Origin of the sequence: Winogradskyella sp. Asnod2-B02-A (genome assembly GCF_045063645.1) — a bacterium.
In the GTDB taxonomy this organism is placed as follows: Bacteria; Bacteroidota; Bacteroidia; order Flavobacteriales; family Flavobacteriaceae; genus Winogradskyella.
Genome location: NZ_JBEFOG010000027.1, coordinates 1,519,573 through 1,543,409 on the forward strand (window position 1 = coordinate 1,519,573; position 23,837 = coordinate 1,543,409).

Genomic DNA, 23,837 nt, shown 5'->3' on the forward strand with positions numbered 1-23,837 from the left:
TTGATTATGAAAACAATAAAATTACTTATAGTTACTCTATTTTGTTTAACAATGCTTCCTATAGCCGCTCAGAAAAAGGCAAAAATCAAAGGAAGTAAAATTGTTGTAGATGTATTTGAAAATCTAGAGGCATTCAATGAAATTGAGATCAATGATGGTTTAGAAGTATCGTTAATGCAAACCAATGCAAATGGCTATAGTCTAAAAATTGATTCTAACTTGGTAGATGTTGTTAAGTTCAAGGTTATGGATAGCGTACTTAAAATATATCAAACGCATAGAATTACTTCTAGTAAAAAATTAGAGCTTGCCGTAACTTTTCAGAATTTAAATAAAATGACGTTAAGAAATGGAGCTAAAATTGAAGGTCAAAATAAGTTTATTCTTGATTCATTAGCCATGACGGTTTCTGACAATTCGGATTTTGAATTAGACGTAGAAACACAGGTCACTAACATCATTATTAATGGAAGTTCAAAAGGTAAAATTCAACTTAAAAGTGAAAACTCTAAGATCACTTTAAATGATAATGCTTTTTTAAGGGGTAGTTTTTCTATGAACAATTTAGATTTAACATTGAACGCACGTTCAGATATTAATATTGAAGGTGATGTGATTAACATGAATCTTATTACTACAGGTTCTACAGATATAAAAGCGAAGAATTTAAAAACGACCAATGCTAGTCTTCAGGCATCAAATTCATCAGATATTTATTTGTATGTGAGTAAAGAATTAGGGATTTATGCAAAAGGTAAAAGTAATATCTATGTTTATGGAACACCACATATAACGGTAGATGGCTTAAATGATAAATCGCAAATTATTAAGAAATAAGTTTGTTATAGATCTATTTGCAATGGTTTTTATGTAAACCATAAACATTTTTATTATAAAATTAATTAGAAGCCAACGTATTGAGTTGGCTTTTTTTTAGGAACACTTCCCAAACAAAAACCGAAAATACAATAGTATATTCTAAAGCAATAATCCATAGGTTTTCAGAATTTTCAGTATTAGAATACGCCAAATAACTTAGAGCAATCACTAAAGACCATACCAAAGGGTATTTGTAATTTGTAAATACACTAAAAAATACTAAGGTTGCAATATACCATGGATGCACAGTTGTGCTTAAAAAGAGATATAACGTTAGTACTAATAACATTGAAGATATTAATTTGGAAATGCTGTCGTTTTGTTTAAAAAACGAAAATCCTAGAATAATGAGTATAGAGATTACAGGAAGAATTTTGCCAATAATAGCAATTTCATTATAACCGGTTATAGCATAGCCTATGGCTCTAGAGAGGTAATAAATACTCGCATTAAATTCAAAATTACCAAACCATAAACCAACAGTTTTTGTGTAGTTAGTTACAAATTCCATAGAAAAGAATGGCATAAAAAGTAGAATAGAAGTAAGGCCAACAATCGCGTAAAAAGCAATTAGTTTTAATAGATTATTAATAATTACTTTTGGTTTAGAAAGCTCATCAATAATAGCAGGCTCTTTAAATTTGTTTGCAATATTGTTAAATTGACCACCCTTCTTAAAATAGCCAAAAAATAAAGGTAATAACATTAGTGGAATTAGCTTTACAGAAATAGAACAAGCCAGAATGACTGCTGCCCATTTCCATTGGCCTGAATGTAATATATATAAAGACCAAACAAGAAAGAAAATCATGACACCTTCAAAATGAAGATTGCCAGTGAGCTCAATTATTATAAAAGGGTTTAAAATGTACCAAAAGATTCTATTTGATGGCAATTTTAAGCGTTCTAGCAGTTTTTTTCCAAAGTAAAGTGTCCCAATATCAGCAGCTATAATAATTAGCCTTAAACCTATTACTGAACTCAAAATACTTTTACCAGGGAATAGATTGGCCAAAACAAAACACAATTGGTTTATAGGAGGGTAATTGGTGAAATGAGATGCGCTTAAACTTCCCATGCCATTATGTAATTCAACTTGATTTGGGAAGTTGGTAAGTATGCCTAGTTCCATTTGAAAATCTGGAGTAGATAAGTAAGGATTTAATCCAGATAAAATCATTTGACCATCCCAAATAAAGCGATAAAAATCTTGCGATAAATTAGGTATAGCAAAAAGAAATAAGAATCTAACAAGAATTGAAAAAATGACTAATAGTCTAAAGTTGAATCCTGAAGTCTTAATAATGTTATAAGCAAATGCAAATAATGCAATATATAGAATAAGCAGTTGCGTGGTTTGAAGTCGTGTTATATTATAGGCAAACCATAAATAAAGAATACAACTCGCAATAAAAAATAGAACTGGAATTTTATGATATTTCCAAAGCGCAATCACACTTTAGAACTCAGTGATTTAAAAAACACATAACCAAAGCCAATAAATAACATTAAGTGAAATGGAAACAATCCAAAATCACCACCTTGATCACCAACAACAAATGCACTATACATCCCAAAAGCAAAATAGAGCATTAAAACACCTTCAATAATCACATGAGGTGACATCTTTTTCATAATATATTTGTTGCCTTTCCAAGAGTCTCTAATAGTACTAATGTTAAATTTTGGCGTACGTACAAATTCACTTCGTTTACCAATATGTCCTTCTATTACAGCAATAGAATTATGAAGAGAAAAGCCCATTGCTATTGAGAAAAAGGTAAAAAACATACCTATATAACTAAAGAATTTTTTAAAGCCACTACCATAGATACTTTTATACATAAACCAATAGCAAACAAAAAATATTATTGTACTTGTAACAAAAAAGCTCATTACGTAAAAGTAATTTCTTAAGTGAGCATATTCGTTCTTTATATATAACATTGGTATACTTAAAATAGCTACTGTAAAAATGCTTAAAAACATGGTGCTATTTAATAAATGGAGTATGCCATGTAATTTAGTTTTGTTAGAAATATTTTTAGATTTTAAAACGCGCCAAAGCATTTTTCTAAAGTTTTCTGCTCCACCTTTGTTCCAGCGAAATTGTTGAGAACGTGCAGCACTAATAACTACAGGTAATTCTGCAGGAGTTTCAACATCTTCAAGGTATTTAAATTCCCAGTTTTTTAACTGTGCTCTATAGCTTAAATCTAAATCTTCTGTAAGTGTATCTCCTTCCCAATTCCCGGCATCAATAATACAGGCTTTTCGCCATACACCAGCTGTACCATTAAAATTAATAAAGTGACCTTTACTGTTTCTTCCAACTTGCTCTAAAGTGAAATGGGCATCTAAAGCAAACGCTTGAATTTTTGTTAACAAAGAATAATCTCTATTAATATGTCCCCAACGTGTCTGAACAACTCCTATTTTTTCATTTTTAAAATAGGGTATGGTGCGTTTAAGCCAGTTCGGTTGCGGTAAAAAGTCAGCATCAAAAATGGCGATAAACTCACCTTTTGCAATTTCTAATCCTTCTTTTAGTGCACCAGCTTTAAAACCACTTCGGTCTGTTCTAGTAATATGCGTAATGTCTAAACCTGTTTTTGCTAATCGATCTACGTGTAATTTGGTAGTTGCCACTGTTTCATCTGTAGAGTCATCTAAAACCTGAATTTCTAACTTGTCTTTAGGATATTCTAATAAAGCAATATTGTCTAATAAACGCTCCATGACATACATTTCGTTAAAAACTGGGAGCTGTATAGTGACTAAAGGAATTTCTTCAGGGTTTGAAAAATCAAAGGTCTCGCAATCTTTTCTTTTCTTTTTTGAAGATAAATAATTGTAGAGTAGATTTAATTGCGCCAAAGCGTACATAAATATTAGTACAATGGCGATGGTATATATAACAATAACGATTGATTCGAGAATCATTTTTTAAAACTGTATTTAAAAATCCAACCTAAGATTTTTATGCCTGCAAAGATAGCACCTTTTATCGTACCTGAAACTTTTGAGACACCAATTCTGTTCCTATAATTAACAGGAATTTCCTTATATCTTAATTTTTGCTTTAAAACTTTTAGTTGCATTTCTACCGTCCAACCATAAGTTTTGTCTTCCATATTTAAGCCCAATAAACTACTATATTTAATAGCTCTAAAAGGACCTAAATCTGTAAATGTAGATTTAAAAAACAGCTTCATTAGGTTTGTTGCTAACCAGTTACCAAATATTTGAGGAGTAGTCATCGAGCCTTCTTCTCTTAATTCTTTAACACGGCTGCCAACAACAAAATCAATATGCTCTTCTAATATCGGTTGAATGATTTTTGTTAATTCTTCAGGGTAATCGCTGTAATCACCATCCAAAAAAACAACAATATCTGGTTTTTTTTCTTGTTTAGAAATATAATCCATGCCTTTTAAACAGGCATATCCATAACCTTTTCTGTTTTCAATTAAAACTGTTGCACCAGCATTTTTGGCATTGATTTCAGTATTGTCGGTTGAATTATTGCTAACTACAATAATTTCATTAACAATAGTAGGTATGTCTTTTATAACTTGAGGAATTGATTCTTCTTCATTATAAGCAGGAATAATAACTTTTATATTGGGCATTGAGTGCGTTTGAAGGTGCAAAAGTAATCTTCTTATTTTTGATTAACTAACTCCATTAGATCTACATCGTTTCCTAAAAGCACTTCTGTTGGATTAATACGTCCTTTCATAGAGTCATTTTCTAATTTTAATACACCTCTTGGGCAAACAGCAGAACAGATACCACAACCTACACAACTAGAACGGACAATATTTTCACCTTTTTGCGCGTAGTGTCTTACATCGATACCCATTTCGCAACTGTTAGAACAGTTACCACAAGATATACATTGTCCACCATTAGTAGTAATTCTAAATTTAGAAAACAAACGCTGTTGGAAACCAAGAATTGCAGCCATAGGACAACCAAAGCGACACCAAGAACGATTTCCTAAGATAGGATAAAACCCTGTGCCAATAACACCAGAAAAAATAGAGCCTATATATATTCCATATACAGATCTTAAAGTTCCTGCTTTAATATAAAATAAGTTTTCGGTAGTTCCTGTAAAGTGCAAAACGAGTAAAAGTGTAATAACTATAAAGTAGCCAATAGCACCGTATTTAGTATCCTTTCCTAATTCTTGTCTTTTAAAGAACATAACTGCAGCAAAGACTAAAGTTAAAAATCCAATGACTAAGCTTATAAAAACACCTCTAGTTAACCAGAAATCATTTTTATCATAGCCTAAGTAAGTATACACCATAGCAACAGTCATTACAATAGAAAAGACCAAAACGGTATGGATTAACCAACGTTCTAATTTCCATGCCGACATCTTTTTAGACGATAATTGTCTAAACGAATCACCAGCAGTTTCTGCTAATCCACCACAACCACAAACCCATGAGCAATACCAACGTTTTCCGTATTTGTAAGTTAAAATTGGGGTTATAACAAAGATGGATAGAATGCCAAATATGAGTAATGCTAAGCCAATATTTCCGTTAGATAAAAAACCTTTTACAGACCATTCATCAAAAATATAGTAGTTGAGTGGCCAAATACTTTTAAGATCGTAGTATGGTAAATCGTTATTCATTACGTACATAAATTCAGGAATCAAAAAGGCAAAACCCAATTGAAAAAACATTACTGAAACGGTACGCAATTGTTGGTAGCGATTATGTCTGTATTTTAAAATAAATTTATACCCAAATGCTAAAATAGCAACGGTATAAAGCGTTCCGTAAACAAACCATTGACTCGCATTTCTACCACTTAATAAGTGACTTAAAGGATCAAATAAACTAATTAAACCTGTGTTTTCTGCTCCATCAACACCTAAGCCTAAATATTTAGGGAAGAAGTAAAGGACAATATAAAATGTGGTTAAAATAACACCTACAATCCAACCCCAAACACCACGAGAAGAAATAGATTTAAACCAAACACCATCATTTTTTATACCTTCAAGTTTAGTGAGGTAAGCTTCTCTAGCGTATATAATAATACCACTAATAATAGAGCCTAAGGATAGTGTAAGAAATAAGCCTTTATTGGGAAAGTTTGTATTAAAAAGTGCTAATACTAAAATAAACAAGCCTATAACTCCTATGGCAAGCGCTACTTTTTGTTTGTTATTAATATCTAAAGCATCGGGTTTAGCCAATGACATACTGTGATTTAATTTATTACTCATTGTTATGCAGTTTGTAATTGGTTATTGTAAGCTTTTAATATGTCGTTTTCAAATCTCGAATAAAATTCAGGGTCAAAGTTTGCTTCAGTGAGGTGATTCATTACAAAATCCACATCTCGTTTTTCAGTAAGCCATTTGTCAAAAACTTCATGTCGCATTCTTATACCAAAGGTGTTAATACCAAGAAATTCATTGGTGTTTTTATCGTAAGCTACAGTGATGCATTTAGTATCGTCTTCATGTCTCCAATGAAAATGTTTTTCGTATTCTGGTCGTCCACGTTCTCCAAATACCCAACCATAGGTTTGGTATTCGATATCTAAAAATTTTGCAGAATTAAACCAATGTCCAGGTTTGTATGCTGTTGGATTTCCGCAAATGGTTTGAGCTAAGGTTTCTCCCATCATACGACCTGTGTACCAAACCGCTTCAATTGGTCTTCGGTTTCCAATAGCTTCATGCTGCTCTGCGCAATCTCCAATACTATAGATGTCTGGAATGTTTGTTTCTAAAAGACGATTCACTTTTACTCCACGTCCAAGTTCAATACCAGAATCTTTTAAGAAATCAATATTTGGTGTTACTCCAGCTGTTAAGCCAACCACATTACATTCTAATTCTTCTCCGGTTTCTTCAATTATTACGGATTTTACCTTGCCGTTTTCGTCAGAGTTAATGGCTTTCAGATTTGTAGAAAGTCGTAAATCGATATGATGATTCTTAATGTGTCTGTTAATCATTTCACTTTCTCCTTTAGGCAACACACCATTCCAAAAGCTGTCTTCTCTAACTAGGAAAGTTACAGGTATACTTCTGCTATTCAACATTTCTGCCAATTCAATTCCTATTAATCCTCCACCTACAATCACGGCACGTTTACATACGTCATTATTGGGAGCATGTGCTTCTAGAGTTTCTAAGTCTTGTTTGTGGTACATACCCATTACTCCTTTTAAATCTTGTCCTGGCCAACCAAATTTATTGGGTTTACTTCCTGTTGCAATGATTAATTTGTCGTATTGAAGCGTGTCACCTTTAGCAAAATGAAGTGTTTTAGTTTCCGTTTCAACCTGTTTTACATAGCCTTTTTTTAGTTCAATTCTGTTTTTTTTCCAGAACCAATTTTCATAAGGTTGTGTATGTTCAAATTTCATATGTCCCATGTAAACGTACATTAACGCTGTACGAGAGAAGAAATAATCGGCTTCGGCAGAGACGATAGTTATTTTTTTGTCGGATAGTTTTCTGATGTGCCTTGCAAGCGTAACTCCAGAAATGCCGTTGCCAATAATAACGATGTGTTCCATGTAATTGTGGTTGTTGATATGGACTATAGGTCGAAGGTTTTGTTAAAACCTTAATCTATTAGTCGAATTTCTTTAAATTTAGGCATAATTTTATAGTATGCGATATCTTTTTTACTTCCTTTTTAGCATCATTTTTATAAGTTGTGCTGCTGCAAAGTACCAACCCATTAAAATAAACGGTGTTAGTTTTGTAGCTTCTAGAGGTGTAGTGGATGCTTCACATGTTAAACCAATAGTAAATATAAATGCTAATGCAGCTGCTGTTATGCCATTTGGTTTTATTAGAGATATTAATCATCCTGAAATAATTCATAATACAGAGCGTCAATGGTTTGGTGAAACAAGATCTGGAGCAGGACAATACATTGAGGAGCTTCATAAGGAAGGTATTAATGTGATGGTAAAACCGCAATTATGGATTTCTCATGGTGAATTTACAGGTTTTTTAAAAGCGTCGTCGGAAGCTGATTGGAAATTGTTAGAAACTTCATACACCAACTTTGTTATAGAATATGCTGAATTGGCTGAAGAATTAAATGTTGAAGTTTTTTGTATTGGAACAGAACTTGAAGAGTTTATAAAAGGTAGACCAGAATATTGGCATCAATTAATAAAGCAAATCAGAACGGTTTATAAAGGGAAGCTAACTTATGCTGCTAATTGGGATGAATTTTGGACCACACCTTTTTGGTCTGAATTAGATTATGTTGGTATTGATGCTTATTTTCCTGTTAGTGACATGCAAACACCAACTATTGAAGATTGTATAAAAGGTTGGAAAAAACATAAGAAGGGTTTAAAGAATTTTTCCGAAAAATTAGATCGACCTATCTTGTTTACAGAGTTTGGTTATAGAAGCGTTGATTATTCTGGTAAAGAACCTTGGCGCTACGACCGTTCTATGACTTCGGTAAATCTTACAGCTCAAAACAATGCCACCCAAGCTTTATTTGAAGCTATATGGCAAGAAGATTGGTTTGCTGGTGGTTATCTATGGAAATGGTTTATTAATCACGAAGAAGTTGGTGGTGTTGAAAATAATCAATTTACTCCTCAGAATAAGCCTGTTGAAGAAATACTTAAAGTGCATTATGGAAAGTATTAAAGATTCTGGGTTTAAGCTTGTGTTATAATTTCTGTAATGATTCATTATGTTAAACGTCTAATTTTATATTAATCAAGGCGTGTGAGACAAAAATCAATAGTATTCTTTCTTTTATTTTGTTTAGGTTTTTGGGGTTATTCACAAGAAATAATAGTTTCCGAAATTATAATTAAAGGTAATAAACGTACAAAAACTAACTTTTTAAAGCGATTAGCTTTTGTTAAAGAAGGAAGTGTTTTAGACTCTGCTAGAATAGCTTCAGATGTTAGGCGTTTTAAATTATTACCATCCGTTGCTAGTGCTACTTCTGTATTAAAAAAAGTTAACGACAAAAATTATACCGTTACATATACGGTTGTTGAAAATTTCGCCATCATTCCTGGCTTAAATGTTTCTCAAGATAATAATGATGGTTTTGCTTTTAGGACATCTATTTTCGATTTTAATTTTCTTGGTCAAAATCAAATTTTAGGTGGGTTTTATGCTAGAAATGTCTTCGACTCCTATGGATTTTATTGGGAAGCACCTAATCTCTTTACGCGAAAGTTAGGTGTTGGAATAAATTATCAGAATAATGTATTGCAAGAGCCTATATTTTTTAAGGATGAACGCGATGTAAAATATAAGTATACTAGTAGAGCTTTTGAGTTGCGATTGATGTACGAGCATAATTTTAAAAACAGAATAGAATTTGGAATAAATATCGCTAATGAAGATTATAACTATTTAATTGGTGAGTTACCTCAAGAAATTCCTGAGAAATTAGGAGTTGATAGAGTGTCTTTTGTTGGTGAATATGAATACAATAACATTACCAATGAATACCAATATGTAGATGGCTTTAGAAGTATTTTTACTTATAGTTTCACATTAAATTCTAATGGAGATAATGAGTTGTTGCGTAATTTTTTTGTTGGTAGAAATGATTTTGAATATTTTAAACGTATTGGCAATAAAGGAAATTGGGCTAATAGACTCCGTTTAGGTTATGCAACTAATGCTACTACACCATTTGCGCCATTTGCATTAGATAATCAGCTTAATATAAGAGGTGTAGGTAATACCATTGATAGAGGTACTGCTTCTGTAGTTTTTAATACGGAATATAGACACACCGTTTTAGAAAAAGGCTGGTTTGCAATGCAAGCTAATGCGTTTGTAGATGCTGGTACATGGCAAGAGCCAGGAGGCAATCTTGGGGATTTAATAGAGGGAGAGAAAGCGACTTTATTTTCTGGTTTAGGTTTGCGTTTTATTCACAAACGAATCTTTAATGCCGTTTTTAGAATTGATTACGGTATAAGTTTAGGCAAAAAAGCAAATAATGGAATTGTCTTTGGTATTGGTCAATATTTTTAATAAAATTTACTCTAATGATATCACTTTAAATTCTTTTATGGCTTTATTAGGTTCAATGATATTATAACCTTTCCAAAATTCAGGATCGTATTGATTGAGGTGTATTGGCTCAACTAAGGTTTTTTCTTTAAAATTGTTATAAACAGATTCAGAAATGGTTTCTGTTTCAAAAACGATGAGTTCTGTTTTTTCAATGCTTCTTGCAATAAAGTGAATTTCTCCTTTAACTTCATTTTGTTTACGTCTGCCTTTTACATTCTTGTTCTTTTCAACGATTTTAAGAGGTCTCTTAATGCCAATTTGCTCACCTAAGGTTTCGTCTCTGTATTTTAAAGTGTATTTGTTGTTATCATTTATCTCAAAAATGATAGTACCTTCTTTTAAGTACTTATTGTTTGAAATGCCAAGTAATGAGAATTTACTCAACGGTTTTACATTTTTATAATCAACTCTTATTACAGCAAAATCTTCTGTATTTACGTATATAGTACCCGAGTAATCTTCACCTCTTTTGGGTTTAAAAGTAATTACATAAACAAACATATCATTTATGTAAGCGTAATCTGACAACTCAAATTCATAACGTCTTGATTTATGAATAAAGTTGAGATCATTGTCTGAATCAATAAAATTATTGTTTTCAAACTGATGAATCATCATTTTTCTCCAATGTAAAAATCCGATTTTACGTATAGAATCCTTTTTCCTTTGTTCGGCAAGTAATGTGTCTGTAACATCATTTTCTGTTGTGTCATCAAACAAAGATGAATCTTTACCTTCCTTTACACTAAACCAACCCGATTTTATCTTAAAATAAGAATCGCGTTTTACATGTTTTTTTAAGATGCTATTAAGTCGTTCTTCATAATTTTTTAAGTTCACCTCTGTTGATTTGTCGAATAATTTACAAGCTTTAAGAACTTCCATTTTTTGAAATTTTTCAGCCTCAATTTCACCATAAATTTCGCCTAGTATTTCTGTATGATTATCAATGTTTTTAGGAATGCTTTGAATTAAACTATCTATAAAATGCTGATTAATTTCTGGAATAGTCGATTTTTCTAAATCAACATATCGCTTATCCATTTTTATGTAATTAGATGTTCTATAAAAGAGTTTTCTTTTGGTGTATCCAAAATCATAGTTAACTAAAAGCCCTTCTTTTACTTTATCAATAATCTCATCAATGGTGTAGTTTTTATTAGTAATTAATACTTCAGACAGATCTACAGTTTGTGGAGTTAGATAAATAGTGGAATTATTAAAATTTAAAAGTGGAATTCGTTTTTCGTCATAACCTAAACAACTTATCATTAAAGAATCTGTTGCTTTTACATCGCGTTTTATAGTAATATTAAATTCGCCATTGTCATTACTAATAACACCAGTTTTTGAGTTGAATTGAATGGTGGCAAATACAACAGGTTTTTCTGTTTTAGAATCTAGTAAAGTTGAAGTGAAAGTTTGCTGCCCATAAGACTGATAACTAACAAGTAATACTATTGAGAAAATGATTTTGTTGATTTGCATTATTGAGAAGGTTTTAAAGCAAAGTAAAAATTTAAGATAAGTCTAAATCTCAATTTAATGATATATTCAGTTAGATTTATATAAAGTTTAACAACTTTAAGATTTTTTATGAATTTATGTGAAGTCGAGGCTTATTAATAATTAAACTTTAGCTTTGAAAAAAATGATGTAAAATGCGAACATTAGTAATTGGAGATATTCACGGAGGATTAAAAGGGTTAATTCAGATAATAAAAAGAGCCAAAGTTAGCTCAGATGATGCTTTAATTTTTTTAGGTGATTATGTAGATGGTTGGAGTGAATCTGCACAGGTTATTCAATATTTAATTGATTTGTCTAAAACTAATAAGTGTGTTTTTATAAAAGGAAATCACGATGTTTGGTGCGAACAATGGTTGGCTTCAGGCCTAATAAACGATGTTTGGTATATGCATGGTGGTAAAGAAACCATTGAGAGTTATAAAGGTTTTTCAAAAGAAGAAAGATCAAACCATCTCGATTTTTTTGAAGGTATGTCTTTATATCATATCGATTCTAAAAACCGATTGTTTGTGCATGCTGGTTTTACTTCTATGCATGGTGTTGAAAAGGAAATTGATATAAGAAATTTTTATTTTGATAGAACGCTTTGGGAAATGGCATTAACCATGGATAAACGCATTAAGAAAGATTCAAAAATTTATCCTAATCGCTTAAAGCATTATTCTGAAATTTATATTGGTCATACACCAACTACTAATTTTAATGAAGACCAACCGATGCATTGTGGAAATGTATGGAATATAGATACAGGAGCATCCTTTACAGGAAAATTATCTGCTATAGATATTGATACAAAAGCAGTTTTTCAGAGTGATAAAGTAATGAATTTGTATCCTGATGAATTGGGACGAAATAAAAAATAGTTAACAAACATACTTCTTATAATAAGTCAATAAATCATCAGCTGAAGCTCCAAACCATTTCTTTACATAAATCGTCCAGAAGTGATATTGTAATTTCCATACTCCGTGTTTACGATAGAGTCTTGCTGAGGTTGTCAATGTTTTATTGATAACTGTAAATTTATTCCGAGCATACAATTCATTAATCAGAATATTGTCTTCGTAGATAATATAGTTCTCGTTATAACCGCCAATCTCATCAAAAAGTTTTCTAGTTATAAATTGGCTTTGATCGCCTCCTCTGCAAGCTCGCCAAGAAAATTGTGTTAACCAACTTGCTAATTGTAACCACCAATGATTACTGTCAAACTGCATTCTAAAGCAACCAGCTTGATTATCTTTTTGAACTTCATTTATAATAAGTTGATCAAAGTCTTTAGGAGGAAAAGAATCCGCATGAAGGAAGTATAAAATGCTTCCGGTTGCATGCTTTGCACCCAAATTCATTTGTTTTGCTCTGCCTTTTGGCGAATTAATCAAAAGAATATTTAATGTATTCGCCAATCCTAAAATTGATTCAGGATCTCTTTCAGCGTTATCTAGTGCTTCAGTTCGTGTGAAATTCCGTTCTTGGAATTTTGTATCGAGAACATTAGATGTCTTAGTGTACTCTACAGACCTATCAGATTTTTCAAACCTGATAGGTCTAAGTATGTCTAACGTTCCATCTGTACTACCTCCATCAACTACTATAATTTCAGAAATGTTCTCAGAAGTAGAATTCTCAATTAAATGTGTCAACAAACGGCTAATAGTATCAGCCTCATTTAAAACAGGAATAATTATACTAATCATACACTACTTACGATAAATTAATGATTGTAGTTTTAATTATTTAAATTCCAATTGTAATCGGTATAGCTTTTTTTAGCAGATGCGGAAATGGTAATGTCCGAGTATTGATTTAAGAAATCAATTAAGCTTCCATTTTTCTCAAAATCTTTTTTAAACCATTTAAAGATTTTTGAAATTTTTATGTTGTCTTCAGAAAGTTCATTTTTAGATGTGTCGGCTAAAAATTCTTTTGTAGCATTTGTTAATTGCTCGTCTAAGTTTGATGCTGTAAATGCTGTATTCTGAAGTTTAGGACACGATACAGAGGCACAAACGATAGCAAAATGAATTCTAGGTTCATCCATTTCTCTAAGAATCTTATGCTCAATATCATTAAGGTTTTGCCAAGTGTCACCAAACTTCCAAAGGCGTTGATCCCAAGGATCTTTAATGTCTTTAATACTTTTTGTTGGGTAATTTCGGAGGATTAAATCTATGGTTAAAGCATTGTAAGCGTTAATCCAATAGGCGAGTTTGTCATTCTTAGCCCAATTATCAGTAGGTTGGTGTAATTTTATTAAGTCAATATAACTTTGTAATTTTTTTGATTCACTTTTAAGACCTTTATAATTTACGTTTCCATTTTCTGAAACGTACTTTTTCAGTAATGCATTAAAAATAGCATGATCAAAAGCTTCGGTGTAAATAATCTCTGTAGTTAACGAAATGCCATCATCGCTTATAGTGCCATCTTCCCCTAAGCTTATTTCAATAGGATGGTCTTCTTTTTGGGTTTCAGCAAAAACAACCTCAGTGTCATTTGTGTTTTTAGACTCATTTTGAGTTACTTGTTGCAATCCACTACACGATGAAGTAAGTATTAAGGTGACGATTAAGGCTGATAAATATTTCATGTATGGTGTTTTTAGCTGTTAGATTTACTATTCTGAACTCTTGATGTCCTGTTTTTTTGAAAACGCAGGATACAATTCCTGACTTACAAAATCTTTAGGGAAATTTTCATCACCTTCAAAACCGAGTTCAATATCTCTACCATCGTGTGGTATATAATCGGTTTTAAAAATGTAATCCCAAATACTCAAAGTAAGTCCAAAGTTTACACCAAACCTTACATCTTTAGGTAATTCTTTAACATGATGCCAAATATGCATTTTAGGATTATTGAAAATGTATTTCAAAACACCATAATCCCAGCCTAAATTAGCATGGTTAAGATGACCAACCGCAATGCTAAAGAAATAAACTATAGCAACATCTTGTGCATCAAAACCGCCAATAATAGCAATAGGAATGTAAAGTATAGATTTATAAACAACAGGTTCCATCCAATGGTAACGTAAATGTGCAGCAAAGCCCATTTCTTTTACGGAATGATGTACTTTGTGGAAATTCCATAACCATTCAAAACGATGTAAAAGCCGATGCGTATTCCATTGTACAAAATCCGAAACAATAAAAAAGATAAATAAACCTAACCACTTAGGAAGTTCATCGACATCAAAAAGTTGAAAGCTTGAAACTGACAGTCCAACAACTCCCAAAACATCATTAAATAGTTCTGAAACCGTATTAGACAATGCTATAAAAACAATAAGATTCAATAAAAAGAAATTGAAAAACATGTAAAACGTGTCTAACCAAAAATCTTTTCGGAATAAAGCTTGCTCTTTTCTCCAAGGAAATGCAATTTCTAGAATCCAAACTAAAATAGAAATGAGGATAAGACCATAAAAAAAGTTATCCCAATGATTAAGGTCAATGAGTTCGTATTTGAGGTAATTCCAATATCCGGAATATGAGTTTTTTATTAGGTCTAAGTATTTTTCCATAGTTGCTTCCTGAGTAGGCAGGAATTATTTGATTTATAAGGTCTTTATCAATTCCTTAAATAAAGTAATCATATGAGGTTCTGCTTTTTCAGCCATAGCAATGATTTCAGAAATATCAACAGGTTTTAAATTTTCTGGATCACATTCATCGGTTAACACAGAAACGGCTGCAACTTTTAAATTTAAGTGATTTGCTACAATAATTTCTGGTACTGTACTCATGCCAACTGCATCAGAACCCATAATTTTTAACATGCGGTATTCTGCACGAGTTTCTAGTTGAGGTCCAACCACACTAGTATAAACACCTTTGTGTAAAGTTATATTGTGTTCTTTCGCAATACTTTCAAATTTCGAATTAATTTCTGAATCATAAGGAGCACTCATATCAGTAAAACGTTCTCCTAATTCTGAAACGCCTTTAAAAGCTAAAGGCGAACCTCCTTGAAGATTAATATGATCATCAATAAGCATTAATTCTCCTTTTTTAAAGTCTAAGTTTACTGCACCAGCAGCATTAGAAACCAATAAGGTTGTTATACCCAACTTCTCCATAATTCGCACAGGAAACGTTACGTCTTGTAATGTGTAGCCTTCGTAAACATGAAAGCGTCCTTGCATAACAACCACCTTTTTACCTTCTAACAAACCATAAATAAGTTTGCCCTTATGAAATTCTACAGTAGCCGTTGGAAAGTTTGGAATGTGATTATAACTTGCTTCGGCTAAGATTTCAATTTCATTAACTAATTGTCCTAAACCGGTACCTAAAATGATGCCTATTTCGGGTTGATCAAAGCCTTTGCTTTGTAAATATTCTGTGCTTTCTGTTATATAGTTAATCATTGAGTTGCTGTATTTTTTCTTGTAATTTTAAATTCGATTTATAAAAGTCTGAAGCAATTAAATCTTCATACGTATCAATATCGTTTAAAGTGTCTAAGGTACCAACTGAAATTTTATTACTCTGTAACTCTTGTAACGTTAGCTGTAATAAATTGGGTTGACTCCATGGTTTGTTGGTGAAAATTTCGGGATTCAATTTAGACATGCCAACTAAATAATAGCCACCATCTTCTGCTGGTCCAAAAACCACTTCATTAGTAGTTAAGGCGTCTAATCCATTTTTTATATGTGTGGAATTGATATCTGGTAAATCAGAACCAATCAATACTATTTTTTCATAGCCTTCATTAAATCCATCTTTAAAAGCATTAAGCATGCGCTCACCTAAATCAGCTCCATGTTGTACTGCTTTAAATTCACCTTTCCATTGATGATATACAATAGCATTAGAAAAATAAATACGTTTATCTATGTCTAATTGTTCTGTTGCTTTTTCCGTAATTTTAACCAATTCAGAGTACACTTCAAACGCGCCAAAATCGCCAATAGTTTTAGCGAGTCTTGTTTTTACGGTTCCTAATTTTATGTTTTTTACAAACACAATGACAAGTGATTTATTCATATATTTTAATGCCTTTTAATAACCATTTACTCCAATCTTTAGAGTAAGCGTGTACTTGTTCTGTTTCCTTTTCTTCGGAATTATATACAGGAAAATTGTTGTTTTTCCATTCAAAAATACCACCAAATAAATTGTAAACATTGGTGTAGCCTTTCTTTTTGAGTTGTTCCGCAATGTCTTCAGATCTAATACCAACAGAACAATATACAACAATAGTTGATGTTGTGTCAGGTAGTGTTTTTACAACAGTATCTAAATCGAAATCATCATAGCCAACATAAGTTGAGTTAGGTATATGACTTACGTTATATTCTTTAAGTTCTCTAGCGTCCAATAAAATAGCATCAGTTTTTGGCATGGCCAATTCTTTAACAGAAATATAAGGAATACTCTCTTTATTATGAGTTTTTAATAACTCTTGAAGGGTTTCTTGGCTATTCCCAAAGAAGGATAAGAGTAAAAATGATAATATAAAGAGGTTTCGCATGTTTAATTAGTATAAATAATTTAGTTAACCTTACAATTCCAGTACTTTTCCTTGTTGCTGTTTTTCGGCTTCAGGTAAAATTTCCATATTGTCCCAAATTCCCGAAATAATAGTTTTTGCATAAGATTCGGGTAATAATCCGTTTAGCATTAATTTATTAGTGAGCAAATGATTATAATCTAACTTACGAAAATTTACCTGCAAAGGTTTTACCGAATCCTCCAAAATAGCAAACCAAACATTCGGTTTTCCATCATTGGCAGGCATACCAATCACTCCTGGATTTATCCAAAACTTGCCTTTTTGTTCATCTATAAATGGTAAGCCACAATGACCAGCAATAATGATATCACTTTCGGTAGCTTCAAAATTAGATTGCTTAGTAGCCCAAGGTGTTGACTTAAAAATAAATTCTGAAACATTAAAATACGAACCATGTACGACAGTCACCTTCTGATTCCCAATGGTGAATTTTATATGGTCTGGAAGCGTTTCAAGATAGTCAAGAGAATCTTTTGAGAGTTTGCTCTTTGCATACGGATACCATTGTTGTGAAAAACCATCGCATCGCGACCCTTCTCTAAAATCACAACCGCAATCGTCTTCATCATCACGTAATTGTATTTCAACATTACCAACAATGCTTCTGGCATTCCAGTTCTTAAATGTTTGAATGGTTTCTTCGGGTTGCGCGCAATAGCCAATAATATCACCAGTACAAATACAGTTTTCAGGGGCAATACCTTCAGATTCTGCCACAGCAATTAGTGCTTCAAGGGCTTGAAGGTTGCTGTAAACACCACCAAAGAGTAGTACTTTACCTGATAATTTTCCTATGTCAATTATGTTTTTATCCATTTCGGTATGAAATATAAAATATTACAACTTAAAATTCCCCATATATTAACCCAAAGTAAATCGGCATACTTGCCTTCTGTAAAAATTAGGACTTTTGGGAATACCTCAAAAACGAGTAAAAATCCAAATACGAGTCCTGCAATCACACTAAGATAAAAACTCAGTTTTGGAACTTTAATATTCCAGAATAAGAATACAGGTGTTAAACCAATAACCATCGTTCCTGATATGGTGGTTGCTGATAAAATTTCGGCTTCAAGAAAAACAGGTAGTGTGCCTAAAATCGCTATGGCAGCCATAGATGCTCTTCCAAAAGTTAAATCGTTAACCATGCCTAAATCAATCGCTAATAATTTTGAAAAGGATGAAAATGTTGAGTCTAGTGTGGATGCTGCTGAGGTTATCATTATAAAATTAATGACTAATAAAATAACCACACCAAAAGCTTTACCAACTTCTACGGCTGCTTGTCCTTTAAAACCTTGGGTTTGCGCATAAACACCAATGACGCTAAATAATATAATACAAATAGCACCTAATAAACTGGCCCATAAAAAACTTTTCCGGGTGACTTTAGGTGAACTGATAAAGGCTCTATCGGTTAAAACCGGATCGTGAAATGGATAGCTAAAGGATTGGATAATGGCTGCAAAAAACAAATTTAAGCCCAATTCAAAACTCCAAGTTCCAGAAGTGACGACATCATTGACGCTAAAAGTGTCTATTGAAAAGATATTCCATAGAATTACCATAAGTAGAATACCAAATAATACCATCTGAATCACATCAGTAAAAATAGAACTACTCAAACCTCCTTTTATAGCATAAGCTAATGTCAATATGGTGAAAACAATTATGGCTTTATAGTAGTTAGAACTACCTGTTTCGCCAAAATAACTGCCAATTACCATGGTATTACTCCAAACTTCATTAAACAACCTGATGGCAATTAATATAGAAAACAAAGCCATGGCTCCTTTTCCGAATTTGGTGGTTAAAAATTGATGAATACTTTTAAATCCACCAACAACGCGCATTTTGTAAATTAGTAAACCAGCGACAGCAAAGGATAGGTAATAACCAGCATACGCAACACCACCAACAATACCAAAATCCAAACCTAGATTTGCCGCATTGGTAATGCTCTTGGCAAAAATCCAAGAAATAATAAGGCTTCCGGTAAGCACTAGGCTGCTTGGTGCTTTCCTTTTATGAACCGCCTTAAAAAATTCGTCTGTAGTTTTTGCTAATGGTGATAATAGAAAGAGTAGTAAACTCGATACGATTATCAATGTCCATTGCCAGTTAATTATATCCATATTCCTTTAGTCATTCCACCAAACTGGCACGTTTATACTATTGTTGTCTGTTGCGGTTGCAGCAACATTGTAATTTTCAAAATTTAAAGCGGCTTCTTCTGCAGGATAAGGCATTCTTATTGGAATTAAATCGCCGTTTAAACTTGCTGAAATAGTTTGCAATTCAGGGAAACCAGTTCTTCGGTACTCTATCCAACCTTCGTAACCATTGATCACGCTAGCTATCCATTTCTGTGTTAAAATTTGTTCTATTGGGTTTGACCCAAAAGTATTATAAGCTGCAGGACCAGAAAGGTAATCTGTAGGTAGTTCCGTGTTCCAATACTCAAACGCTAACGTAACTCCAGCGTTGTATAACGTTTGTGCATCTGCATTGATAATACCTTTGGCGGCTGCTTCTGCTAAGGCGAATTGTACTTCCCAAGCTGTGATAAAATTAGCATCTAAAGTTGAAGTATCTTCTCTGAAAGCTGTGCTTGCTAAAGAATAATCTGCTAAAGCAATAGAGGTAGTGGAAGCATCGATTCCATTTAGTAAACCATTAAATTCATTGGCAGTTGAATTAGAAAATGGTCGGAATAAACTTGAAAGTCTCGTGTCATTTAGACCAACTAAAATGTCTTCCATGGTTTCGGACAATACAAAATTGTTGAAATCACCAATTCGTAATTGTGCTAATCTAAAACTGTTTGGGTCTGTATTGGTAAAATTGAAAATAGCATTTTCACTGTTTGAAGTGATAAAATTGCCTTCATCAAAAAGCGATTGTAAATCACTAGAAACATCTACTTTATCTGAAATACGAACCAAATGTTTAATTTTTAAAGCATTCGCGAATTTTATCCAAGCGTTTAAATTGCCATCAAATAAAATATCGCCTTCTAATGGAATTACATCAGTATAGGCTTCAATAGTAGCAATACCTTTCTCTAAATTATCTAAAATACCGTTTTCATTAAGATAGATGTCTTCTTGTGAATCGTATGCTGGTGTTACGGTACCTTCAACACCATTGAAAGCTTCAAAATAGGGAACGTCTCCAAATAAATCAGTTAAACCAGCAGCCATAAAGGCTTTTAAAATTAATGCAGGACCTTCATAAACAGCAAAGGTTTCTGTTGTTCTAGCTTGATTTAGGATAATTTCATTATCTCTCAAATTGGTATAAAAAATTGGCCAAGGATTACCTCCTAATTGTGGTGATTTTAAAGCATGTCTATCAAATAAATTGAAATCTAAAGCGGTTCTATGTTGTGCTAATAAATCGCCAGCAACAAAGCCTTCGTAGCTCATGTTTTCTCCAAAATCGTAAATAACCTGTCTTAGCAACAAACTCGGTTGGACCGAACTTGGTTGGTTTGGGTTGGTATTTATGTCTTCAAAATCTTTGGTACAACTCATCGTTGTTGCAATAAATAAAACAGAAAATATATATGTCAAATTTTTCATGTTGCTTTTTTAAAAATTAAATCCGGCTTTAAAACCAATACTTCGTGTTGTAGCATAACTCATGTCTTCAACACCACTTACAAATCCATTGCCTTGAACGGCTAATTGTTCTGGGTCAAAATGCGGATTTTCAGTGAAAGCAAATAAGTTGTTTCCAACTAAGGAAAGACTAATATCAGCACCTTCTTTCAAACCTAAAAATCCATCTTTTATATCAAAAGTATAGCCAATAGCGAATTGGCGTAACTTTAAAAAGGAAGCGTCATAAACATTATTTTCTTCGTGATTTCTATCGTAAAATTGTCGGTAATAACTTTCTGCAGTAATCGCAACGGTATTTGCTTGTCCAGTATTTACATTGACACCTTGTGCAATAATTCCAGAATCTGGTCGGTAACTCGTTTCTGCTAGTTGACCACCAACATTTCCTAAAGCACGTGTTCTAGAAACAACTTCGCCTCCTTGTCGCCAATCGAATAAAAAGCTCATATTCCAATTTTTATAATTGAAATTGTTACTCCATCCTAATGTGAAATCTGGATTGTAATTTCCTAGTTTTTTTAAGTTGTCATCGGCAATGTAGTTACCATTATCATCAATTAAAAATTCATCATTTTCATTTTTTAGATAACCAGTTCCATAGAAATCTCCTACACGTCCACCTTCTTCCACTTGAAACCAAACCGTTTGATTGGCGCTATCATAAATTCTACTATAAGCAAGTGTTAACCTTCCGTCCGACTGTGGCAAGTTTTTAATAACAGAGCGATTAGTGGCGAAGTTAAACGTGCTATTCCAATTGAAATTATCCGTTTGAATTGGTGTAATCCCTAAAACAATTTCTACACCTTGTGTGTTTACATTTCCGCCATTAACTACTTGTTGGCTGTAACCAGAAGAAATGGCAACAGGTAAAGAAATAATTTGATCCTTTGTATTGGCATTGTAATACGTAAAATCGAATCGTAATCTATTATCTAAAAATCGTAAATCTGTACCAAACTCATAAGAGGTGGTGCTTTCTGGTTTTAAATTGGCATTGGGAATAAAATCTTGGTCGCTAAAAGTAGGTTCGCTATTGTATGGTGTTTGTGATACAAAAGCACCAGAAGTTTGGTAGGCACTTGTATCGTTTCCAACTTGTGCAACACTTGCTCTAAGTTTTGCAAATGAAATGATATGAGGTAATTCCGTAACATTAGATAATATAAAACTTGAAGACACAGAAGGGTAGAAAAACGAGGTGCCATCTACCGAAAAAGGGGTGGCTAATGCACTAGACCAATCATTCCGTCCTGTAATATCTAAAAATAAAAAGTCTTTATAGCCCAGTTTTGTAATACCATAAAATGAGTTGATACGCTTTTCACTTTCAAATTGAAAGACTTCAATAGGTGAAGCTGCATTGTTTAAATTGTAAATTCCGGGTTGTGCCAAACTAACCGTTTGTGATTGTTTAGTGGTTGCGATTTGGTTCAATCTATTTCCACCTAAAAACACATCTACAGAAATATTATTAAACTGATTTTTATAATTGATTAAAAAATCGGTATTCACTTCTCTAAACATTACATCGTGTTCGGCATATGCACCATTACTAAAACGATTACTGCTGTAGGCTCTTCGTAATTGTCTAGTTTCGGTACTGTAATCCATTCCTGTTCTAAGAGAAACACTTAAGTTTTTAGTTAGGTCTTGAGTAATGGAAATATTACCGAAAACACGGTCGCGATTAAAGGAATTGGTGTTCTCATTTAGAATGAAATACGGATTATCAAAAAACGTGTAATTAAACGAGTATTGTTGTGTGCCTTCTAAACCAGGTTGCCAATAATTTTTTAGATTTTCAATATTTAAAGAACGTGGTCCCCAAGCTACTAGCGAATAATTGGCATTTTCACTTCCATAACCATTGGATGGTCTATTGTCACTATTAGAATTTATATAGCTAAACGACGAATTGATTTCAGTATGTTCACTTGGTTGAAAGTTTAACTTAGCAGAAATAGTTTGGCGGTCTAAATTAACACCAGGGATAATTGATTCACTTCTTAAATCGGTGAATGATAATCTGTAGTTACCTGAATCGAACCCATTAGAAACTGAAATGTTATTAATAGTGGTAACACCAGTTTCATAAAAATCTTTTAAGTTATCTGGATGAGAAACAAAAGGTGTTGCTGTGATGTCTAAGCCATTATAAAGTGCCGTGTCGCCACCTCTTACAAAAGTACCGTTTGGTAATTGCACAGGACTATCAAATTGTGGAATTAAAAGTCCAGCATCTAAACGTGGTCCCCAAGAATAGGTGATATTATCATTGATACCACCACCAAGACCATCACCATATTCAAACTGACCAGAATTACCTTGACCGTAAGAATTTTGAAAATCTGGCAACCTAAAAGCAGTGTCCACAAAAAGCGAGGAATTAAAACTAATACCTAAACCTCTTTTGTTTTTTCCGTTTTTGGTTTCAATAACAATAACACCATTAGATGCTCTTGTCCCATACAATGCGGCAGCACTTGGCCCTTTTAAAACGGTAACAGAACCAATATCATCAGCATTCACTTCCATACCACCATTTCCAAAATCAATTTCTTGAAATCCGGCTGCAGCTTCATTGGTGAAATTAAAAACCGTTTCGTTGTTAATCGGCACACCATCAACCACAAATAAAGGGTTGTTATTAGAAAAAGACGCTTCACCTCTAATCGTAATTTTAGAAGACGAACCAACACCTGTGGCACCTTGTGTAACCGTTACTCCAGCTAATTTACCCTGTAAATTGTCTAAAAAGTTCACCGTTTTTACTTCCGTTAATTTTTTAGAAGAAATGGCTTGGACAGCATAACCTAATTCTCGGGTGTCTCGCTCTAAACCTAATGCGGTAATTACGACTTCATCTAAAGCAGCAGAATCTTCTTGTAATTCAATATTGATAATTGTTTGATTTCCTATTTCAATAGTTTGTGTTTTAAAGCCTAAAAATGTGTAGGTGAGTTTATCTGTAGTTGAATTAACGACTATTGTGTAGGTGCCATCATCGCTTGAGATAGTTCCATTGCCGTTGCTAGATGAAATGTTTACAAAGGGCAAAGGTGTTTTAGAATTGGCTTCGGTAACTGTTCCGGTAATTGTAATTTGAGCATTACTGAAAAAGCAAAAGCATAACAGTAAGCATAGGTAAATGTGCTTCATATGTAGACCACAAAACGTGGCTATTTTTTAAAATGAGAGATTATTTAATT

Annotated in this window: 20 protein-coding genes; 4 read left to right on the forward strand and 16 right to left on the reverse strand. The window is 32.8% G+C overall.

What is annotated here, in order from left to right:
• The first annotated feature begins 6 nt into the window (after positions 1–6).
• Positions 7–837, forward strand: coding sequence for a GIN domain-containing protein (locus ACJJVO_RS14640; RefSeq protein WP_405575421.1), 831 nt, complete (start codon positions 7–9; stop codon positions 835–837).
• A gap of 61 nt (positions 838–898) precedes the next feature.
• Here ACJJVO_RS14640 and ACJJVO_RS14645 read toward each other — a convergent pair whose 3' ends face one another.
• Genes ACJJVO_RS14645 through ACJJVO_RS14665 form a run of 5 tightly spaced genes read right to left on the reverse strand, consistent with a single transcriptional unit; the run spans position 899 to position 7,440 of the window.
• A complete protein-coding gene (locus ACJJVO_RS14645) occupies positions 899–2,335 on the reverse strand; it encodes a mannosyltransferase (protein ID WP_405575423.1) in 1,437 nt (478 codons plus the stop codon).
• Positions 2,332–3,822, reverse strand: a complete 1,491-nt coding sequence (locus tag ACJJVO_RS14650) for a cellulose synthase family protein (protein WP_405575425.1) — start codon at positions 3,820–3,822, stop codon at positions 2,332–2,334. The genes ACJJVO_RS14645 and ACJJVO_RS14650 overlap by 4 nt, the downstream gene beginning before the upstream one ends.
• On the reverse strand, positions 3,819–4,511 hold the full coding sequence (locus ACJJVO_RS14655) for a glycosyltransferase family 2 protein (protein WP_405575427.1): 693 nt from the start codon (positions 4,509–4,511) through the stop codon (positions 3,819–3,821). The genes ACJJVO_RS14650 and ACJJVO_RS14655 overlap by 4 nt, the downstream gene beginning before the upstream one ends.
• Positions 4,512–4,543: 32 nt before the next feature.
• Positions 4,544–6,133, reverse strand: a complete 1,590-nt coding sequence (locus ACJJVO_RS14660) for a 4Fe-4S binding protein (protein WP_405575429.1) — start codon at positions 6,131–6,133, stop codon at positions 4,544–4,546.
• 2 nt (positions 6,134–6,135) lie between these two features.
• Positions 6,136–7,440 carry an NAD(P)/FAD-dependent oxidoreductase gene (locus tag ACJJVO_RS14665; RefSeq protein WP_405575431.1) on the reverse strand — a complete coding sequence of 435 codons (1,305 nt, stop codon included), beginning with the start codon at positions 7,438–7,440 and terminating at the stop codon, positions 6,136–6,138.
• Positions 7,441–7,537: 97 nt separating this feature from the next.
• On the opposite strand from ACJJVO_RS14665, the gene ACJJVO_RS14670 reads away from it, so the two are divergent.
• Both ACJJVO_RS14670 and ACJJVO_RS14675 read left to right on the forward strand, forming a co-directional pair.
• Complete coding sequence (locus ACJJVO_RS14670; RefSeq protein ID WP_405575433.1) at positions 7,538–8,545, forward strand: glycoside hydrolase family 113; 1,008 nt, start codon at positions 7,538–7,540, stop codon at positions 8,543–8,545.
• 81 nt (positions 8,546–8,626) lie between these two features.
• On the forward strand, positions 8,627–9,904 hold the full coding sequence (locus tag ACJJVO_RS14675; RefSeq protein WP_405575435.1) for a POTRA domain-containing protein: 1,278 nt from the start codon (positions 8,627–8,629) through the stop codon (positions 9,902–9,904).
• A 6-nt stretch (positions 9,905–9,910) separates the two neighbouring features.
• Here ACJJVO_RS14675 and ACJJVO_RS14680 read toward each other — a convergent pair whose 3' ends face one another.
• A complete protein-coding gene (locus tag ACJJVO_RS14680; protein ID WP_405575437.1) occupies positions 9,911–11,434 on the reverse strand; it encodes a carboxypeptidase-like regulatory domain-containing protein in 1,524 nt (507 codons plus the stop codon).
• A gap of 173 nt (positions 11,435–11,607) precedes the next feature.
• Here ACJJVO_RS14680 and ACJJVO_RS14685 point away from each other — a divergent pair, with 173 nt between their 5' ends.
• On the forward strand, positions 11,608–12,339 hold the full coding sequence (locus ACJJVO_RS14685; protein ID WP_405575439.1) for a metallophosphoesterase family protein: 732 nt from the start codon (positions 11,608–11,610) through the stop codon (positions 12,337–12,339).
• On the opposite strand, the gene ACJJVO_RS14690 is transcribed toward ACJJVO_RS14685, so the two are convergent.
• Genes ACJJVO_RS14690 through ACJJVO_RS14735 form a run of 10 tightly spaced genes read right to left on the reverse strand, consistent with a single transcriptional unit; the run spans position 12,340 to position 23,787 of the window.
• Positions 12,340–13,173 (reverse strand): TIGR04283 family arsenosugar biosynthesis glycosyltransferase, encoded by an 834-nt coding sequence (locus ACJJVO_RS14690; protein WP_405575441.1) that lies wholly within the window; start codon positions 13,171–13,173, stop codon positions 12,340–12,342.
• Positions 13,174–13,205: 32 nt separating this feature from the next.
• Positions 13,206–14,066, reverse strand: a complete 861-nt coding sequence (locus ACJJVO_RS14695; protein ID WP_405575443.1) for a DUF547 domain-containing protein — start codon at positions 14,064–14,066, stop codon at positions 13,206–13,208.
• Positions 14,067–14,093: 27 nt separating this feature from the next.
• On the reverse strand, positions 14,094–15,002 hold the full coding sequence (locus tag ACJJVO_RS14700; protein WP_405575445.1) for a sterol desaturase family protein: 909 nt from the start codon (positions 15,000–15,002) through the stop codon (positions 14,094–14,096).
• Between the two features lie 33 nt (positions 15,003–15,035).
• Complete coding sequence (locus ACJJVO_RS14705) at positions 15,036–15,848, reverse strand: purine-nucleoside phosphorylase (protein WP_405575447.1); 813 nt, start codon at positions 15,846–15,848, stop codon at positions 15,036–15,038.
• Positions 15,841–16,470: a TIGR04282 family arsenosugar biosynthesis glycosyltransferase gene (locus tag ACJJVO_RS14710; protein ID WP_405575449.1), complete on the reverse strand. Its 630-nt coding sequence runs from the start codon at positions 16,468–16,470 to the stop codon at positions 15,841–15,843. Before ACJJVO_RS14710 ends, ACJJVO_RS14705 begins: the two co-directional genes overlap by 8 nt.
• Positions 16,463–16,957: a rhodanese-like domain-containing protein gene (locus tag ACJJVO_RS14715; protein ID WP_405575451.1), complete on the reverse strand. Its 495-nt coding sequence runs from the start codon at positions 16,955–16,957 to the stop codon at positions 16,463–16,465. The genes ACJJVO_RS14710 and ACJJVO_RS14715 overlap by 8 nt, the downstream gene beginning before the upstream one ends.
• Positions 16,958–16,987: 30 nt before the next feature.
• The gene (locus ACJJVO_RS14720) at positions 16,988–17,815 is read right to left on the reverse strand and encodes a metallophosphoesterase family protein (protein ID WP_405575453.1); all 828 of its coding nucleotides are present in this window, start codon (positions 17,813–17,815) and stop codon (positions 16,988–16,990) included.
• A complete protein-coding gene (locus tag ACJJVO_RS14725) occupies positions 17,800–19,134 on the reverse strand; it encodes a sodium:solute symporter family transporter (protein WP_405575455.1) in 1,335 nt (444 codons plus the stop codon). Before ACJJVO_RS14725 ends, ACJJVO_RS14720 begins: the two co-directional genes overlap by 16 nt.
• A gap of 6 nt (positions 19,135–19,140) precedes the next feature.
• Entirely contained in the window at positions 19,141–20,583 is a 1,443-nt protein-coding gene (locus tag ACJJVO_RS14730; RefSeq protein WP_405575457.1) for a SusD/RagB family nutrient-binding outer membrane lipoprotein, read from the reverse strand.
• A gap of 9 nt (positions 20,584–20,592) precedes the next feature.
• Positions 20,593–23,787, reverse strand: coding sequence for a SusC/RagA family TonB-linked outer membrane protein (locus ACJJVO_RS14735; protein WP_405575459.1), 3,195 nt, complete (start codon positions 23,785–23,787; stop codon positions 20,593–20,595).
• Positions 23,788–23,837: the final 50 nt, after the last annotated feature.

Coding starts and splice junctions, on each gene's coding strand:
- ACJJVO_RS14685 (WP_405575439.1), top strand. CDS start 11,608: ATGCGAACATTAGTAATTGGAGATATTCACGGAGGATTAAAAGGGTTA.
- ACJJVO_RS14715 (WP_405575451.1), bottom strand. CDS start 16,957: ATGCGAAACCTCTTTATATTATCATTTTTACTCTTATCCTTCTTTGGG.
- ACJJVO_RS14640 (WP_405575421.1), top strand. CDS start 7: ATGAAAACAATAAAATTACTTATAGTTACTCTATTTTGTTTAACAATG.
- ACJJVO_RS14670 (WP_405575433.1), top strand. CDS start 7,538: ATGCGATATCTTTTTTACTTCCTTTTTAGCATCATTTTTATAAGTTGT.
- ACJJVO_RS14695 (WP_405575443.1), bottom strand. CDS start 14,066: ATGAAATATTTATCAGCCTTAATCGTCACCTTAATACTTACTTCATCG.
- ACJJVO_RS14655 (WP_405575427.1), bottom strand. CDS start 4,511: ATGCCCAATATAAAAGTTATTATTCCTGCTTATAATGAAGAAGAATCA.
- ACJJVO_RS14665 (WP_405575431.1), bottom strand. CDS start 7,440: ATGGAACACATCGTTATTATTGGCAACGGCATTTCTGGAGTTACGCTT.
- ACJJVO_RS14720 (WP_405575453.1), bottom strand. CDS start 17,815: ATGGATAAAAACATAATTGACATAGGAAAATTATCAGGTAAAGTACTA.
- ACJJVO_RS14725 (WP_405575455.1), bottom strand. CDS start 19,134: ATGGATATAATTAACTGGCAATGGACATTGATAATCGTATCGAGTTTA.
- ACJJVO_RS14710 (WP_405575449.1), bottom strand. CDS start 16,470: ATGAATAAATCACTTGTCATTGTGTTTGTAAAAAACATAAAATTAGGA.
- ACJJVO_RS14650 (WP_405575425.1), bottom strand. CDS start 3,822: ATGATTCTCGAATCAATCGTTATTGTTATATATACCATCGCCATTGTA.
- ACJJVO_RS14730 (WP_405575457.1), bottom strand. CDS start 20,583: ATGAAAAATTTGACATATATATTTTCTGTTTTATTTATTGCAACAACG.
- ACJJVO_RS14660 (WP_405575429.1), bottom strand. CDS start 6,133: ATGAGTAATAAATTAAATCACAGTATGTCATTGGCTAAACCCGATGCT.
- ACJJVO_RS14700 (WP_405575445.1), bottom strand. CDS start 15,002: ATGGAAAAATACTTAGACCTAATAAAAAACTCATATTCCGGATATTGG.
- ACJJVO_RS14680 (WP_405575437.1), bottom strand. CDS start 11,434: ATGCAAATCAACAAAATCATTTTCTCAATAGTATTACTTGTTAGTTAT.
- ACJJVO_RS14690 (WP_405575441.1), bottom strand. CDS start 13,173: ATGATTAGTATAATTATTCCTGTTTTAAATGAGGCTGATACTATTAGC.
- ACJJVO_RS14735 (WP_405575459.1), bottom strand. CDS start 23,787: ATGAAGCACATTTACCTATGCTTACTGTTATGCTTTTGCTTTTTCAGT.
- ACJJVO_RS14705 (WP_405575447.1), bottom strand. CDS start 15,848: ATGATTAACTATATAACAGAAAGCACAGAATATTTACAAAGCAAAGGC.